Genomic DNA, 16729 nt, shown 5'->3' on the forward strand with positions numbered 1-16729 from the left:
GGGCTCTCAGGGGCGCTCAGAGCCTCTCGATGATCGTGACGTTTGCAAGCCCGCCGCCTTCGCACATCGTCTGCAAACCGTAGCGCCCTTGCGTGCGCTCCAGTTCGTGCAGTAGCGTAGTCATCAGACGCGCGCCCGTGGCGCCCAGCGGATGGCCCAACGCTATCGCTCCCCCGTTCGGGTTGGTCTTCTCGTGCGGGTAATGCGTTTCGGCGAGCCACGCCATCGCGACCGAAGCGAACGCTTCGTTGAGTTCCACCACATCGATGTCGGCAAGGCTCAGGCCTGCTTTGCGCAGCGCATGCCGTGTCGCAGGAATCGGCGCGGTCAGCATCCACAACGGATCGTCACCGAGCACGCTCAGATGATGGATACGGGCGCGCGGCTTGAGGTCATAGCGATGCAAGGCATCCTCCGAGACGATCAGCAGGGCGGCGGCCGCATCGCAGGTCTGGCTCGATACCGCCGCGGTCAACGCGCCGCCCGGCAGCAGCGGTTCGAGCGAGGCCATCTTCGCCAGCGTCGTGTCCTTACGCGGCGTTTCATCGTGCGCGATACCGGCGAACGGCACGATTTCCCGCGCAAAGTGACCGCCTTCGATAGCGGCGAGCGCGCGCCGGTGACTTTCCAGCCCATAAGCTTCCATCGCTTCGCGCGACAGGTTCCAGTGGTCCGCGATTCGTTGCGCCGCGTGGAACTGCGATACGGGTGCGTCGCCGAAACACTCGCGCCAGCCACTGCTGCCGGAAAACGGGTCTGTAAAGCCAAGCGGCTGCGCCGCAGTCATCGCCGAAGAAATCGGAATCTGCGTCATGGTCTGCACGCCACCGGCGATCACCACGTCCTGCGTGCCGCTCATCACCGCCTGCGCGGCAAAATGCACTGCCTGTTGCGACGATCCGCACTGCCGGTCCACCGTTACGCCAGGCACAGTGAGAGGCAGGCCGGCCGCAAGCCAGCAAGTACGGGCGATGTTGCCCGCAAGCGGGCCGATGGTATCGACGCAACCGAAGATCACGTCGTCATAGTCATCAGCGGGAATAGCGTTGCGCGCCACCAGTTGTTTCAACACGAAGCCGCCGAGGTCCGCAGCGTGCACCTGCGCGAGCCCCCCCTTGCGACGTCCGGTCGGCGTGCGCAATGCATCGACGATATAGGCTTGTTTCATCACGATTCCAGTTCGAAAGTCCGGGCCGGCCCGATCGGCGCACGCGCCCCGATCAGCGTGTCGGCCACGCGTGCCTTGTGAAACGTCGTGTCGCCCCAACTGCCCGCGAGCGCCCAGATGCGTTTCATGAAAATCTGCAAGTCAAGTTCCCACGTGTAACCCATCGCGCCGTGCACCTGCATCGCGTGGCGGGCGGCCAGCTGGGCTGCGGCAGTCGCGGCCAGTTTTGCGTGCGAGACATAGAGAGCGCGCTGCGGGTCGTTATGCGCAATCGCGTAGGCGGCCCGATACACGACCGGTCGTGCAAACTCGTAACGGATCGCCACATCGGCCAGCAAATGTTTGAGCGCCTGATAGGAACCGATCGGCTTGCCGAACTGCTTGCGCTGTGCGCTGTAATCGATCGCGACATCGAGCACGCGTTGTGTCAGACCGAGCAGTTGCGCCGCGACTGCAAATGCGCCACGATCGAGCGAGGCCGCTAACAGCGGCGCCGCTTCATCCGCGGATGCAATGCGTGTGCTCGCATCTGGTTTCCAGTCGAGTTCAAAAAGCCGGCGCGATGGATCGACGCTTTCCACTGCCTGCCACGAACACGCATCCGGCATAACGCGATGCAGTTCGCCTTCGTGTTCGCAAAACAGCACCTGGGCGACGTGCGCGTCGCTGACATACGGATTCACCGGATGCGTAACCGCCACGCGTGCAGCCCCCGCTGCAATGTCGCGCAGCAGTTCGTCGCGCCAAGCGCCGGAAGGCAAACCATTGAGCATGCCTACCGCGACCAGCGAGGTATCGAGCAGCGGCTCGGGCCCGGCAAAATAACCATACGTTTGCGCGAGCAATGCCCACTCGACTTCCGAGAGCCCCATGCCGTCATAACTTTCGGGCACCGACACGGCCATCAACCCTTGCGAAGCAAACAGATCCCACAGCCGGTCCGAGCGTCCGGTCGGCGTGGCCCACAGCTCGCGGATCAACTCCGGGGTCATCTCGGTCATCAGGAACCGCTTGACCGTGCTCGCCAGCGCTTCCTGGTCTTCGTTGAATACGAAATCCATAATTTCTCGCTCAATCCTTTGACAGCTTGTCTGCACGATTCAAGACACACCTGCACGGACGCATCACGAGCGCGGCATGCCGAGCATCCGTTCGGCAACGATGTTTCGCTGAATCTCGTTGGTGCCTGCGTAGATCGGACCGGCCTGTGCAAACAGGAAGCCGTCGAGCCAGTTGCCGAGCGCGGCGTGTTGTCCTGTCGTGCGCGGCACGACTTCCGAGTGCGCGCCGAGAATCTCCAGCGCGGTGTGGTGCATGCGCAGATCCAGTTCGGACCAGAACACCTTGTTCGTGCTCGATTCCGCACCAATGTGACCGCCCTTCTGCAGCCGGCTCGCGGTGGCGTAGGTGGCCAGCGCGTAGGCCTGCGCATCCATCCATGCACTGGTGACCCGTTCGCGCAGCGTCGGATCGCGGTCGGCACCGGCTCGATGCGCGAGGTACAGGTCGCGCAGCGCCTCAGCAGTGCGCTGGAAGCGGGCGGGCGAGCGCAACATCAAGCCGCGTTCGAAGCCCGCAGTCGCCATCGCCACCTGCCAGCCCATGCCCTCGCCCGCGAGGCGGTTTTCAACGGGAACGCGTACGTCGTCGAAGAAAATTTCGGCGAAACCGGTGTGACCGTTCAACTGACGGATCGGGCGCACCGTAATGCCAGGCGTCGACAAAGGCACCATCAGGAAGGTCAAACCGTGATGACGAGCCGATTGCGGATCGCTGCGAAACAGGCCAAAGAGCCAGTCCGCCCACACCGCGCGGGTCGACCAGATCTTCTGGCCATTGAGGATGTATTCGTCGCCACCGTCATTGCCGGTTCCGTTGCTACTGCCGTTACTACGAATGGCACTCGCGCGAATCGCCGCCATGTCCGAACCGGCATTGGGCTCCGACCAGCCCTGCGCCCAGACATGCTCGCCCGCGGCCATTGCCGGCAGGAAACGGGCCTTCTGCGCGTCGGTGCCGAAATCCATCAGCGTCGGACCGAGCAGGAAGATGCCGTTCTGGTTGACGCGCATCGGTGCGTCCGCACGCCAGTACTCTTCTTCGAAGATCAGCCACTCGATCAGATCGCAGCCGCGTCCACCCAGTTCGCGCGGCCATGTCACCATGCTCCAGCGGCCCGAGTGCAGCGTGCGCTCCCACGCACGATGCGCAGCGAAGCCTTCTTCCGTGTCGAAACTCGGCAACGGTTCCCGTGGCACGTGTTCTGCGAGCCACGCGCGGATCTCGGCACGAAACGCACGCTGCTGCGGCGTGTAGTCGAGCTTCATGCGTGCTCCCCGGCGGTCTGCGCCACTTCGCTTGACGGTGTGCCAAATTGAGCGTCGCGCTTTTCGACGAAGGCCGAGCGTGCTTCGGCCGAATCGTTCGTCATATATGCTTGCAACGTGAAGCCCTGTTCCCAGCGGTACTTGTCTTCGAGGTCACCGTCTTCGACGCCATTCAGCGCTTCCTTCGCGAGTTGCAGCATGGCTGGGCTCTTCGCGGCAATCTTGCGCGCCATCTCCACGGCCGCGTCGCGCAACTGCGCACGGGGCACCACGCGTTCAACCGCGCCGAGCCGCCAGGCTTCCGTTGCGTCCACCATGTCGCCGGTGAAATACATCGCGCGAACCTTCTGCACACCGAACATGCGTTGCAGATGCGCGCCGCCGCCCATCGCACCACGGTCGATTTCGGGTACGCCGAAACGCACACACTCAGATGCAATGATCACGTCCGCAGCGCCGCAGATGCCAATGCCACCCCCGAGCACAAAGCCATGCACCGCGACAATCACCGGCTTCGGATTGCGGTGCACCGCACGAAACGTCGCGTAGTTTCCCGCGTTGACCGTGACGATACGTTCCGGATGCGCCGCCAGTTCCTTGATATCGACGCCCGCGCAAAAGCCGCGCCCTTCGCCGCGCAACACAATCACGTTGACGGTATCGTCGCGGCCCAGCGCATCGATTGCCTCGGCCAGTTCATGCCAGCCGCGCGAGTCGAGTGCGTTCACCGGCGGCTGGTCGATCACCAGTTCGCCTATCCCGTCTGCGCGTTCGATCCTGAACGGCAGCGAGCGGACGCTGCCAAGTGGTTCTGTCATGTTCCCCGTCCCTCGTGGATGAATTCAGTTATGCATCGAGCACGGCAGACGCTTGTGCTTGAAGTTGCGCCTGGGCGCCGCGCAGTGCCGCGAGCGCGTCGAGCCGCGCCACGGCCTCATCGACGATGCGCGCGATCAGCGTCTCGCACGGTTCGATCGCGCCAATCACCGCGGCGACCTGTCCGCTAGGCAACACGCCTTCGTCGGGCATACCGTCGACAATCGCGCGCTGGATCAGAAACGGCGCGTTCGCCGCCATCAGCGTCTGGCTCGCGGTGTAGTCGTGCTGGCGCAGCGCCTTCAGGCCGAGCGCAAGCATCTGCGCGAAGCTCATGCCGCTCTGGCGGCGCCAGGCTTCTGCGGCGCGCAGCGCAAACAGCGTGCGGCGCAGCGGACCAAACGCTTCGAGGCGCAGCAGATACGGGTTATCGATCATGCGCTGCGGCAACCCGTCGAGCGCGGCCGAGACGCGGATCTGCGCCGGGTCCGCGACGGCGACGTAGCGCTCGAGCGTGCTGCGCGGCACCGGCGATTCCTCAGCCATCAGAAAGCGCGTACCCATTGCGATACCGGTTGCGCCGTAGCCGAGCGCAGCCGCGAGGCCGCGTCCATCGAAGAAGCCGCCCGCGGCGATCACCGGCACGTCCACTGCATCCAGCACGCGCGGCAGCAGCAAGGTGGTGGGCATCGAGCCGGTGTGGCCGCCGCCCTCGGCGCCCTGCACGGTCACGGCGTCGGCGCCGAGTTCAACCGCCTTGGCCGCATGTTTCGGTGCGCCGACCGTGGGAATGCACAGCACGCCCGCATCCTTGAAACGGCGGATCGTCTGCGCGTCGGGGCCGCGTCCATAGCTGACCGCGCGCAGGCGGTGTTTGATCGCGAGATCGACCACCTGCGTGGCGTTGCTCTGAAACATGTGGAAGTTGATGCCGAACGGACGGTCCGTCAGCTCCTTCACGCGCAGGATTTCCGCTTCGACATGCTCAGCTTCCAGCGTCGCCCCAGCGAGAAAGCCGAAGCCACCTGCATTGCAGGTCGCGGCGACGAGCCGCGCGTCGGCGACCCAGCCCATGGCTGTCTGCACGATCGGATAACGACAGCCGAGCAGGTCGCACAGCGGCGTGTGCAATGCAGAATGCGCTGCCGCCGTCATGCCGCTTCTCCATCGGGCTGGGCTTGCGCGACTGGGGCCGCGGCGGGCGTCGCGGCCTCGGCGTTTGCCGACTCCGCCACCGGCCGCTGCGACTGCGCCATCCTGCGAGCGTCGTACCCACCCAGCTTGTCGCCGCTGACCAGTTCGTTATGCGCATGGGCGAAGTGATGCCATGCGAACGCCGCATCCATCGCGGCGCGTTTTCCTTGCAATTCCTCGACGTGATTGACCGCCTGCTTCGTCAACGCGAGTCCAAGGCGTGGCATGCGGGCGATCTTCGCGGCCATCTCGAACGTGACGTCGCGCAAGCGTTCGCGGGACACAACGCGATTGACCATGCCCATCTGATACGCACGCGCCGCATCCATCCGCTCGCCGAGAAACAGAAACTCCTTGGCGATACGCGGATTCAACTCATAGGCGTGAGCAAAATATTCGACGCCCGGAATGCCCATCCGTACCACGGGATCGGAAAAGAACGCATCTTCCGAGGCGACGATCAGATCGCACACCCACGCCAGCATCAACCCGCCAGCAATGCAGGCGCCCTGGACCATTGCGACGGTCGGTTTCGGCAGATCGCGCCAGCGGCGGCACATGCCGAGATATACCTCCTGCTCCCGCGCGTAGAGAAATTCGCCGCCTTCCTTGTTGGTGTGGTCGTACCACAGCGACGTGCGCTCGAACGATTGGTCGATATCGCGGCCCGGCGTGCCGATATCGTGGCCCGCCGAAAAATGCTTGCCCGCGCCTGCCAGCACGATGACCTTGACGGCGTCGTCGTGCGACGCGCGCCGGAACGCGTCGTCGAGCGCGTAGGTCATCTTCGAGTTTTGCGCGTTGTGATACTCAGGACGATTTATCGTGATGGTGGCGATGCCGTCGGCAACCTCGTACTCGACCACGGGTTCACCCACGGAAGACAATGTGGCTTGCATGACAGACCTCATGCGCGCCGCGGCGCGGGGTTGTTGCGTACGACGCTCGCACGCAGGTTGTGCGGATCGAGTGCACGGACAATGCGCAGATCGTCCGCAGTGGGCGCAGGGGTGACCGTCATCTGCGAATGCGCCAGCAATTTGAAGCCCGTCGCCTCCTGAACTTCGTCGAAGCTCACTCCCGGATGCAGCGAACGCACCTGAACCGCATGCGCCGGGCCGCCGAAGTCCATCACGCACAGATCGGTGACGATGCTGCGTAGATCGGTGAACGTACGCATGCCGGGAATCTCGCGCGCCGGGTTATAACCGACACTGCACACCATATCGACTTCGCCCGCGACGAAGGTGCGTTTGCCATGACCGCTCACGAAGAACGAATTCGCATGATTGATGCTGTTACCCGGAAAACCGCGCGCGCCTAGCAATTGTGTCTTCGGCTTCGAGTAGTCGTCGCCGAGCCACGAGATATTGGCTTGCCCGAAGCGGTCGATCTGCGTCGGCATCACCAGTGCATGCCGGCGGCCGTGCCACACGCAGTCGAACACGCGCTCGTAAGTCATCAAGCCGGATGCCTGCACGCGATAGCCCGCTTCGCGCGGCCCGAGCGGCACTGGGCTTTCGACCAGATACGCTTCGCCATCGGTCAGCATCAGTCCCGCGTTGTAGGCAAGCCGCGCAAGACCCGCCGCGAGGCGCGGGCCGGTACCGATACCGGTCGCCAGTACTTCGCCATCGTCGCGCCACAAACGCGCCGCGGCGACGATCATCAATTCGGCAAGGGAATAATCGAGAGAGTCGCTCATACGCGCTCCTTTACAGAATCGGCAACGGCAACGCCGCCACATGGGACGGACCGCCTGCGCCTTGCAGATAGTCCCGCTCGTTCGCGCCCACCACGTCGCGCAGATAAGCCGCCGTGTGAGTTGGCTCTTCCGCGCTCGCGCAATACGCTTTCAGGTGCGGCAGATCCCAGCCATAGGCCGGCGCGCACGAGGTGGGATGAGCGCCCGCCGGCGCATGAACCACGCCGCTCACGAGCGAACGCTCAAAGGTGTTACGGCGCGCAAGATCGAGGTCCTCGGTCGCGAGCGTTTCGACCAGGGTTTCGCTACTGACGAAACACTTTGCCGCCGCGCGGGCGAACCACGCGTCGAAGAACGGATCGGGACCGTCGATACGTGTATTGCCCATCCGGTCCGCCGCATTCACGTGCAGGAGCGCGGCGTCGAGTTTGATGGCGGGCATTGCCAGCAGCGTCTCGCCGTCATATGGCGATTGCACCGTGCGCATATGCGGCGCGTGCTTCAGCAGATCGGTGCCGAGACCCACCCGCGTGGGCAGGAATGGCAGACGCGCCGCCGCGGCGCGCAGGCCCAGTTGCAACAGACCTTCGTCAAGCTCCCACACATCGATCGCGCCGCTTTCCCGGGCACGGCGGAAATGCGGTTCGAGCGGAATCACATCAAGCGACACGAAGCCGAACACCACTTTCCTGACCTTGCCTGCTGCGCACAGCAGACCGACGTCGGGACCGCCATAGGCGACTACCGTCAGGTCCTTGAGATTCGAGCGGACGATTTCGCGCACGAGGACCATCGGCTTGCGACGCGGTCCCCAGCCGCCGATGCCGATCGTCATGCCGTCGGCGAGTTGCGCGACCACGTCGCGCGCGCCCAGTTGTTTATCGAGTATCTTCATACGAGTTTTTCCGGTTCGCTCTAGCGGTATCCCACGCTGAAATCGTGGCCCCACAGACTCACGCGAGTCGCCTCGAAGACGGTGTGCTGCGCCCAGTCGACCGTGAGTCCGCCGTAGCCGTACTCGAGGTCGAAGCCGCCAGGCGTCTTCATGTAGAACGAGATCATGTGGTCATTGCAGTGGCGCCCGAGCGTGGCGGAGAGCTTCACGCCCTGCGCTGCCATCCGGTCGAGCGCACGGCCCACCTCATCCATCGAGTCCACCTCGGCCATCACATGAATGCAGCCGGACGGCACCGCCATCTCCATGATGGCGAGGCTGTGATGGCGCGCGTTCTTGCAATGCATGAAGTGGATGCGCTTTTCCGGTTCGGCGGGGTCATCGGTGAACTTCACGCGAAAGATGTCCGAGAGCTCGAAACCGAGCACCTCGCGCACGAAGGTGTCGGTGAGATCGAACTGCGGTGCGGGCAGAACGGTGTGGCCGAGGCCCATTTGTCCGGTCACGAAACCCGATACGCCGAGCGGCGACACGAAGCGCCGGAATTCGGCCCGCACACCCCAGTAGAATTCGTGGCGGTTGCCGGACGGATCGACACACCAGACCATCGCCTGCACGCGGCGCAGTGCGGCGTCTTGCGCACTGGCGCGCACCGGCTCGACGCCGGCCCGCTCCAGCGCCCGCACGGCGTCTTCGAGTGCCACCGCATCGGGCAGCTCCCAGCCGGAGGCGAAGTAGCGATCCGCGTCGCCCGGCACAACCAGGTAGCGGAAATCGCGCTCGTCCATCTTCAGATACAGCGCACCGTGCGCCGCATCGTGAGCCTGCATGCCCAGCACGTTTTCCGCGTAGCCGCGCCATGTTTCGACGTTCGCCGACTGCACGACGACGTAGCCTAATGCCCGTACATCGATCATCTCCGACTCCTCCAGACCTGTTGTTGTCAGGCTTATTCTGGCGGCCCTGGAGGCCCGTAACATCGTCTGTTGGGACTAGCTTTGCGCGTCGTATGCCGCGTCGGAAGCGGCCGCTGCGGCTGCGCGCAGGCGGTATTTGAGGACCTTGCCGGCGGCGCTAGTCGGCAACCGTTCGACGAAGGTAATGAGGCGTGGGACTTTATAGTTCGCCATGTTTTGCCGCGCCCAGTCGCTGAGCTGGCCAGCGCTTGCGTCGCTTCCGGCACGCAGGACGACGTAGGCATGGCCCACTTCGCCGAGACGTTCGTCGGGCACGCCGACTAGCGCCACTTGCGCCACCGCCGGATGCGCGCTGAAAAGGCGCTCGATTTCCGCCGGATAGCAGTTGAAGCCGCCGACGATGAACATGTCCTTGATACGGTCCGTGATGCGCAGATAACCGCGCTCGTCGAGACTGCCGAGGTCGCCGGTGTGCAGCCAGCCGTCCCTGTCGACCGTGTCAAACGCATCGTCGGGCTGGCGAAAATAACCTTGCATCACGTTGTAGCCGCGAATCAGTACCTCACCCGTCTCGCCTGCTGCGAGCGCTGCGCCGCCGGGCCCGGCAATGCGGATCTCGACACCGGGCATCGCACGGCCCGAGGTCTGCGCGACCGTCTGCGCGTCGTCGCCGCCGCGGCACAGCGTGGCGAAGCCGCACGATTCCGTGAGACCGTAGCCGGTCAGCACGGTCTCAAACCCCAGTTCGGCGCGCATTCGCTCGACGAGGCTCGGCGCAATCGCTGCCGCGCCCGTCACGGCCACGCGTAGCGACGATAGATCGCGTTCGGCCAGACCCGGCGTATTGAGGAGTGCGTGGTAAAGCGTCGGCGGTCCAGGCAATACCGAAACCCTCTCTTTAACGACCCGTTCCAGCACCTGGTCCGGATTGAACACAAGATGGGGCAGCACGGTGGCACCGCACGCCAGTGCCGCCAGCCAACCCGCCTTGTAGCCGAAAGCATGAAAGAACGGATTGACGATCAGGTAGCGATCGCCTTCGCGCACGGTCGCGATGCTGGCCCAATCGTGGACCCCGCGCAGGTTCTGCCCATGCGTCGTCATCACCCCCTTGGGACGGCCGGTGGTACCCGACGTAAACATGATGTCCATCAGCGTATCAGGACGTACCGTCGCTTCACGTGCGCGAAACGCTTCTAGTGTCGTGCCGGCCGCGCGCAACAGGAACGCGTCCCAGCGTTCGTCGCGTCCGCTTCTTGCAGCGGACGGCGTGCCGTCGAACACCACCATCCGTTCTAGCGCAGCAGGACGGTGTGCGGCAAGCATCTCCGGATAAGAATCGCCGAGGAACGTACCACAGCAGAACAGCAGCCGCGCACCGCTGTCCTCGAGGATGGCACCCGCCTCCATGCCTTTCATGCGCGTATTGATGGGCACGAGCGCCGCGCCCGTGCTGTGAATCGCGAGAGCAGCGATGATCCATGCCGCGACGTTCGGTGCCCAGACCGCCACGCGGTCGCCCGGGGCGATACCGCAACTCATCAGCGCTCGCGCCGCTTCGATGCGTGCGGCATCGAGTTGCGCATAGCTATAGCGGCCATGTTCCGTTTCAACGGCAATGCGTGCGCCATAGCGCGCGGCGCCGCGCGCTATCAGCGCGGGCGTCGTCAAAGTGTCGTTCAGCGTCATGATGAGATTCGAGGGAAGCGGTCCAGAGGGTTCGGAACAGGTCGGCGTTCCGAACCCTCTGGACCTAGTCGGGGAAAGCCACGCGCAGCGCCGCGCTGGCTGGCAGCGCGCTGCAGGCCAGCGTCCAGCCGTCGGCCAGATCGGCTGCGTCGAGCACGTGGTTCGCATTCAGGGTCACGCTACCGGTTTCAACGCGGCACATGCAGGCGCCGCACAGGCCGCTGCGGCAGGAATTCGGCGCGGGAACCTCGGCGCGCAACATCGCATCGAGCAGGTTCTCGCCGGGCTCACAGACGAAGTTGAAGGTTTGACCGTCCAGCACGGTTTCGACGGTAGTGGGAGTGGCCGCGACGGGCCCGGTTGTGCCCGCGCCAGCGACCAGGTCGCAGGCAGTAGCTTCGGCGGTCACCTCAGCAAGCGGCGCATCCAGATGCGCCTGCGCAGCGATGGCACCGCGGGTAGCCCCCGCGCTCGCCGGCAGTTCGGTCAACGAAGCAAACCGCTCCACATGAACCCGCGCACGCGCGAGCCCAAGTGCCAGCACGGCAGCGAGCGCACTCTCCATGAACGGCGTGGGCCCGCAGATAAAGCACTCTTGCGTGCTCCACGGCCGCGCCAGCTCTTCCAGATGACGTTGCTGCGGCACGCCCTGCACGCTATCGAGCCAGTGAATCACGCGCAGGCGGCCAGGATGGCGTTGCGCGAGTTGACGCAGCTCGTCGCCGAAGATCACCGAACGCTCGTCACGGTTCGCGTAGATCAGCGTGAGCATGCCGCGCCCGCTCACCAACGCCGACTTCAGGATCGACAGCACCGGCGTAATGCCGCTGCCGCCCGCGAACAACAGCAGATCGTCGTCGAGCGAGCGTGGACTGAAGACACCTGCCGGCGCCATCACCTCGAGTTCGTCGCCGGGTTGAACGTAGTCGCACATCCAGTTCGACGCGCGCCCCTCGCGCACGCGCTTGACGGTAATCTTCGGCGCGGCGTCGATACCCGGCGCGCTCGAAAGCGAATAGCAGCGCTGCACGGTCGCCTTCTCGCACGGCACCCTGAGCGTGAGGAATTGCCCCGGGCGATAGCGAAATGCATCGCGCAAGCTCTGCGGCAGATCGAACACGAACGAGCGCGCATCGGCGCTCTCCGCGATCACGTCCGCCACCTTCAGCCGGTGAAAACGCGAATCGGCCATGGCGGGCGAACTCAGGCGATGCCCATGATGAGCTGCGCATTATCGATCCGGTACTCGCTGCCGTTGATAAAACGCGAGTCGTCGGAGGCAAGGAACAGCACAAGGTTGGCGATATCTTCCGGCAAGCACATACGCCCGTGCGGATCGACCGATTGCGTGAGCGCATCGCGCGTTTCCTCAGCAGAACCGAAGAACGGCGCGGTCATAGGCGTGAGAATGCCGTCCGGGTGGATCGTATTGCAGCGAATCTTGTAGCCTTGCTGCTTGCAATGCGCCGCAATCGCGCGCGTCAGCGCCGTCACTGCGCCCTTGCTGGCCGAATACGCGCAGAACATGCCCAAACCGCCCAGCGCCGCGACCGACGACATGTTGACGATCGAACCACCCGTCTCCTTCATCGCCTTGACTGCCGCGCGGCAACCGAGGAAATAGCCTTCGGCGTTGATGCGCAGCACACGCTGCCATTGTTCGAGCGAGGTGTCCTCGATACTGCCGAGCAGCAGCACCGCGGCATTGTTGACGAGCACGTCGGGCGTACCGAAGCGTGTTTGCGCCGTGCCGAATACGTCGTTCCAACCCGCTTCGGAGGTGATGTCGTGACGCACGAACACCGCCGCATCCCCGATCTGCGCGGCGACTTCATGACCGGCTTCCTCGTTCACATCGGTCAGCACGACGCGCGCGCCTTCACGTGCAAACAGCAGCGCGTCCTGCTTGCCCACGCCGCTTGCAGCACCGGTCACGACGGCGATCTTGCCTTTGAGTCTGTCTCCCATCTTCGTTCTCTCTTCTTCAGTGTTGATCAGCTTGATTCAGCTTCAGTCAGGGAATGGGCGGAGTTCGCGAGAACCGCGCCCGCTGCGGCCCGGCCCGCCTGGCGGCCCGACCAGATACAGTCCGCGAGCGAGAGGCCGCTCACGTAATGATTCGATGCGAGCCCGCAGGCGGCGCGGCCGGCCGCAAAGAGACCCGTCACCGGCTTGCCCTCCTCGGACAACACGGCATTCGTGGTTTCGTCGACCCGCAAGCCGCCAAGCGTGATGGACGGGCATGGAAAGACGCGGCTATCCGACGAGATATCGATTGCGTAATACGGCCCGTGAGCGAGCGGCTGCAGCATCGCGGCCGACTTGCCGAACGCGGGATCGCAAGCGTTATGCGCTGCGGCGTTATAGGTGTCGACGGTCCGCTGCAGCACGGCGGAGTCGACGGCAATGCGTGCCGCCAGTTCGGCAAGCGAGTTCGCGCGCTTGCGGCCGAATAGCATCAACAGCAAAGCTGGAACGCTCTGAAACGCCCACAGGCCACCGCGCAGGCATTCGGTCAACGCGAGGCCAACCAGGCGCGCATCGAGAATCAGCCAGGCCCGGCCCTCGCGGGTTTCGCACATCGCATGGCCGAGCGCCGCCCCGTACACCTCTTCATTGCAAAAGCGCTCGCCGTGCCGATCGACCACGCAGCCTTGGGCCCAGGCATAGGGCGGGTTGATGAAGCGCCATGCCGAGACACGTTCAAGCCGCAGCGCCTCGCCGCCTGCCGAGACGCCGAGGCGAATGCCTGAACCATCGCAAGCGGTCGTGCCAAGCCGCCAGTTGCGTAGATAGCGTGGCGCGTGCTGCGCCACCATCGTGCGGTTGAAAATGAAACCACCGGTCGTGAGGACGACGGCATCGGCCTTGATGGTCAGCGGCCGGCTCTCGCGCATCTCGATGCGATGCAGCGCGGCGCGCAACCGATCGGCGAGCGCAGGCAGACCGTTATGCAGCCGCTCCGCCCAGCGCGCAAGACGCCGATGTTGACGCTGCGCGCGTCCGGGCGCGACCTGCCAGACCTGGGCGCCGATTACTCGCCCCGCTTTATCCACGACCAGCCTGCGCACGGCAGCGTTGCACAACGTGTCAACCAGCGGTTGTGCGTCAACCGCCCGGCGCAACGTGTCGTACAGCACCCGCCCCGACATCCCGTGCCCCACCACGCGATGCCCGCGTGGCGCCGGCGGATATTCGCGCGATGCATCGCCGACAGCCTCATTGCCCGAGTAGTACAGGTAGTAACGATCCTGCGGATACGAGGTCTTGCGCGGCGGCACCGATGCCGCGAAGCGCACGCCAAGCCGCTCGAGCCAGCTCAGCATGCTGACGCTGCCCGCGCAGAAGCGACTGAGCGCCGCAGCGGAAACGGCGTCGCCGACTTCCCGCTGCAGATAGGCGAACATCGCTTCGGGCGTGTCGGTATAACCCGCTTCCTGTTGATAACGCGTGCCGCCTCCCGCGTAGATCACGCCACCGCTCTTCGCACTCGCGCCGCCACCGTCGAAACGCTCGACGATCCGCACCCGCGCGCCTGCCGCGGCGGCTTCGAGCGCAGCGCATGCACCGGCCGCGCCGAAGCCGACGACCAGTACGTCGCATACCTCATCCCAGCGCACGCGAGCGGGATCGTCGACCACGAGCGGCGCGTCGACAGGCGTCGCCGAGCCGGAGTCCATGACGGCAGAAGCACCGGGCATACGCTGCGCCTCAGGCCGCTGCGCAGCGCACAGGCGCTGCAGCGGTGGTGTACATGCCATCGACGTACACCAGAGGATCCACCTCGCCGCTCATCAGAACCTGCTGCAACTGGCCGATAAAAACCGTGTGCGTCCCGTACTCGAAGCGGCCATCCTGCCGGCAGATGAGGCTCGCCTGCGCATCGTGCAGATAGGGCACGCCATGGCCCGATGTCTGCCAGTTGCCGGTGGTAAAGCGCGCCTCGCCTTTTAAACGCCCGCTGCAGTCGATCGCAATGTCCTGGTGCTGTGCCGCGAGCACGTTGATGCAGAAGTCGGCGCCCGCATCGAGCGGCGGAAAGATCGATGCGGTGCGATTGATACAGATCAGCAGCGACGGCGGCTCGGTCGACAGCGAATCGACCGCGGTGGCCGACATCGAATAGCGCCGCTCGCCGTCGCAACAACTGATGACCGTGACCGAGCGGGCGAGGCGCCGCATCGCCAGCAACATGTCGGCACGCAGCGGATGGGAAGAAAGATCGGTCATGACGTGACTCCACGAAGTGCGGTGGTTGAGTGCTGCTGTGCATGCACGCCGAACGTTCGTAACGTTTCCGACGATCCGGAAGGCGCACCGCCTGCAGCCAGATGATTCGCGGCGATGAAGCCGAATGTCATTGCCGGTCCGAGCGTCGAGCCCGCACCCGGATAGCTCGCGCCCATCATCGAGGCACTGGTGTTGCCGATCGCGTAGAGACCGGGAATAGGCGTCGAATCGTCGCGTAGCACGCGGGCGAATTCGTCGGTGACGAGGCCGCCTTTGGTGCCGATATCGCCCGCGTCAATGCGCACGGCGTAGAACGGTCCCTGTTCGATGGGCGCGAGACACGGGTTCGGCTTCACGTGGGGATCGCCGTAATAGGTGTCGAACGCGTTGTTGCCCTTGCCGAATTCCTCGTCAATGCCGCTTGCCGCGTAACGGTTCATATTCGCAACCGTGTCGCAGAGGCCCTCGGCGTCGACGCCGATTTCTGCTGCCAGCGCTTCGAGCGAATCCGCACGCTGCAGCAATGAGCGAAATGCAGCAGGAATGCGCGCGTCCGGCATCATCGAACCCGGCATGATCGGTCCGCACGGATACTTCTTGCGAAACTGCGCGTCGAATACCATCCATGCCGGCACGCTCGCCCCGGTCTGGGCGTGATCCCGGTACATCGCGGGAACAAATTCGGAATACGGCGCAGCCTCGTTGACGAAGCGTCTGCCAAGTCCATTCACCACCACACAGCCCGGCAGATTGCGCTCGACGAACAGCGCTCGCTGCTTTTCCTCCTGCTCGACGTGGACAGTCGGTGCGCCCCACACGTGTTCCATCAGCGCGATTGCCGCGCCGCAACGCATGCCCGCGGCAATGCCGTCGCCGATGTTGTTCGGCGGTGTTGCACTCCATTGCGCCTGCGTGGGACGCGACAAGTAGCGCTCGCGCATCGCCTGATTGCGTTCGAAACCACCCGCGGCGAGGATCACGCCTCGCCCGGCGAGCACACGCACTGACTCTCCCGCGTGCTCCACCAGCACGCCGCTCACGCGGCCGTCGTCTTCGATCAGATCGCGCATCGGCGCATCAAGCCACAGCGGCACATCGCGATCCAGCAACGCCCGGCGCAGCCCGCCTGCCAGCGCATTGCCAAGCGTCAGCCTGCGGTCGCGGCGCGAACGGCTGCGGGCGCGCCAGTCGAACCAGTAACGGCCGAACTGCCGCAACGCAAGGCTCACATAACCAGGCGCCTTCGAGAGCAGCATATGGGCCTCTTTCGACGTCACTGCAACCCGTCCGCCAATCAAGGTGCCCGGCGACGGCAACCGCAGCCGCGCGAATTCCTCGCCGAGGCTTGCGCCGTCCACCGGTAACGGATCGAGCGCACGATAGCCCGGCATCGACCCCGGCAGATGCTGGAAATAGTCCGCGTATTTCGGCAGCGATTCATAACGCACCGGCGTATTGGCCTCGAGATAGCGCAGCATCTGCGGCGCGATATCGAGGTAGGCATCGACTTTTCCCGCAGCGGTGACACCTTGCGTGCAGGCCTCGATATAGGTGCGGGCCGCCTCGCGCGTATCGGTGGCGCCAAGTTCGGCGATATGGTGATTGCAGGGAATCCAGATTCCGCCGCCGGACACCGCCGAGGTGCCGCCGTACACCTCGCTCTTTTCGAGCACGATGACGGACAGGCCGTTGTCGGCAGCACGGCAGGCCGCCAGCATGCCGCCGGCGCCTGAGCCGACCACCACCACGTCGAAACGAAAGGTCTGCACGTGCTGTTCAGTCATGGCC

General features: G+C 64.5%; 15 protein-coding genes. All 15 read right to left on the bottom strand.

The window, feature by feature from the left end; genetic code table 11:
- Positions 1-16: 16 nt before the first annotated feature.
- A complete protein-coding gene (locus P3T40_RS07790) occupies positions 17-1168 on the bottom strand; it encodes an acetyl-CoA C-acetyltransferase (protein ID WP_429267108.1) in 1152 nt (383 codons plus the stop codon).
- Complete coding sequence (locus tag P3T40_RS07795; RefSeq protein WP_429267109.1) at positions 1168-2229, bottom strand: acyl-CoA dehydrogenase family protein; 1062 nt, start codon at positions 2227-2229, stop codon at positions 1168-1170. Before P3T40_RS07795 ends, P3T40_RS07790 begins: the two co-directional genes overlap by 1 nt.
- 63 nt (positions 2230-2292) lie before the next feature.
- The gene (locus P3T40_RS07800) at positions 2293-3495 is read right to left on the bottom strand and encodes an acyl-CoA dehydrogenase family protein (protein WP_429267110.1); all 1203 of its coding nucleotides are present in this window, start codon (positions 3493-3495) and stop codon (positions 2293-2295) included.
- Positions 3492-4313, bottom strand: coding sequence for an enoyl-CoA hydratase family protein (locus P3T40_RS07805; RefSeq protein ID WP_429267111.1), 822 nt, complete (start codon positions 4311-4313; stop codon positions 3492-3494). The genes P3T40_RS07800 and P3T40_RS07805 overlap by 4 nt, the downstream gene beginning before the upstream one ends.
- A 28-nt stretch (positions 4314-4341) precedes the next feature.
- Positions 4342-5466 (bottom strand): NAD(P)H-dependent flavin oxidoreductase, encoded by a 1125-nt coding sequence (locus P3T40_RS07810; protein ID WP_429267112.1) that lies wholly within the window; start codon positions 5464-5466, stop codon positions 4342-4344.
- The gene (locus P3T40_RS07815; RefSeq protein ID WP_429267113.1) at positions 5463-6404 is read right to left on the bottom strand and encodes an enoyl-CoA hydratase; all 942 of its coding nucleotides are present in this window, start codon (positions 6402-6404) and stop codon (positions 5463-5465) included. The genes P3T40_RS07810 and P3T40_RS07815 overlap by 4 nt, the downstream gene beginning before the upstream one ends.
- A gap of 8 nt (positions 6405-6412) precedes the next feature.
- Positions 6413-7210 (bottom strand): CoA-transferase subunit beta, encoded by a 798-nt coding sequence (locus P3T40_RS07820; protein WP_429267114.1) that lies wholly within the window; start codon positions 7208-7210, stop codon positions 6413-6415.
- A 10-nt stretch (positions 7211-7220) separates the two neighbouring features.
- Positions 7221-8105 carry a CoA transferase subunit A gene (locus P3T40_RS07825; protein WP_429267115.1) on the bottom strand — a complete coding sequence of 295 codons (885 nt, stop codon included), beginning with the start codon at positions 8103-8105 and terminating at the stop codon, positions 7221-7223.
- A gap of 20 nt (positions 8106-8125) precedes the next feature.
- Positions 8126-9022 carry a VOC family protein gene (locus tag P3T40_RS07830; RefSeq protein ID WP_429267116.1) on the bottom strand — a complete coding sequence of 299 codons (897 nt, stop codon included), beginning with the start codon at positions 9020-9022 and terminating at the stop codon, positions 8126-8128.
- Between the two features lie 75 nt (positions 9023-9097).
- Positions 9098-10711 (bottom strand): FadD3 family acyl-CoA ligase, encoded by a 1614-nt coding sequence (locus tag P3T40_RS07835; RefSeq protein WP_429267117.1) that lies wholly within the window; start codon positions 10709-10711, stop codon positions 9098-9100.
- Positions 10712-10775: 64 nt separating this feature from the next.
- The gene (locus tag P3T40_RS07840; RefSeq protein ID WP_429267118.1) at positions 10776-11903 is read right to left on the bottom strand and encodes a 2Fe-2S iron-sulfur cluster-binding protein; all 1128 of its coding nucleotides are present in this window, start codon (positions 11901-11903) and stop codon (positions 10776-10778) included.
- Positions 11904-11914: 11 nt separating this feature from the next.
- Positions 11915-12679 carry a glucose 1-dehydrogenase gene (locus P3T40_RS07845; RefSeq protein WP_429267119.1) on the bottom strand — a complete coding sequence of 255 codons (765 nt, stop codon included), beginning with the start codon at positions 12677-12679 and terminating at the stop codon, positions 11915-11917.
- Positions 12680-12705: 26 nt separating this feature from the next.
- A complete protein-coding gene (locus tag P3T40_RS07850; protein WP_429267120.1) occupies positions 12706-14412 on the bottom strand; it encodes an FAD-binding protein in 1707 nt (568 codons plus the stop codon).
- Positions 14413-14422: 10 nt separating this feature from the next.
- Positions 14423-14941 (bottom strand): flavin reductase family protein, encoded by a 519-nt coding sequence (locus P3T40_RS07855; RefSeq protein ID WP_429267121.1) that lies wholly within the window; start codon positions 14939-14941, stop codon positions 14423-14425.
- Positions 14938-16725 carry an FAD-dependent oxidoreductase gene (locus P3T40_RS07860; protein ID WP_429267122.1) on the bottom strand — a complete coding sequence of 596 codons (1788 nt, stop codon included), beginning with the start codon at positions 16723-16725 and terminating at the stop codon, positions 14938-14940. The genes P3T40_RS07855 and P3T40_RS07860 overlap by 4 nt, the downstream gene beginning before the upstream one ends.
- Positions 16726-16729: the final 4 nt, after the last annotated feature.

This window comes from Paraburkholderia sp. EB58, assembly GCF_050436665.1.
In the GTDB taxonomy this organism is placed as follows: domain Bacteria; phylum Pseudomonadota; class Gammaproteobacteria; order Burkholderiales; family Burkholderiaceae; genus Paraburkholderia.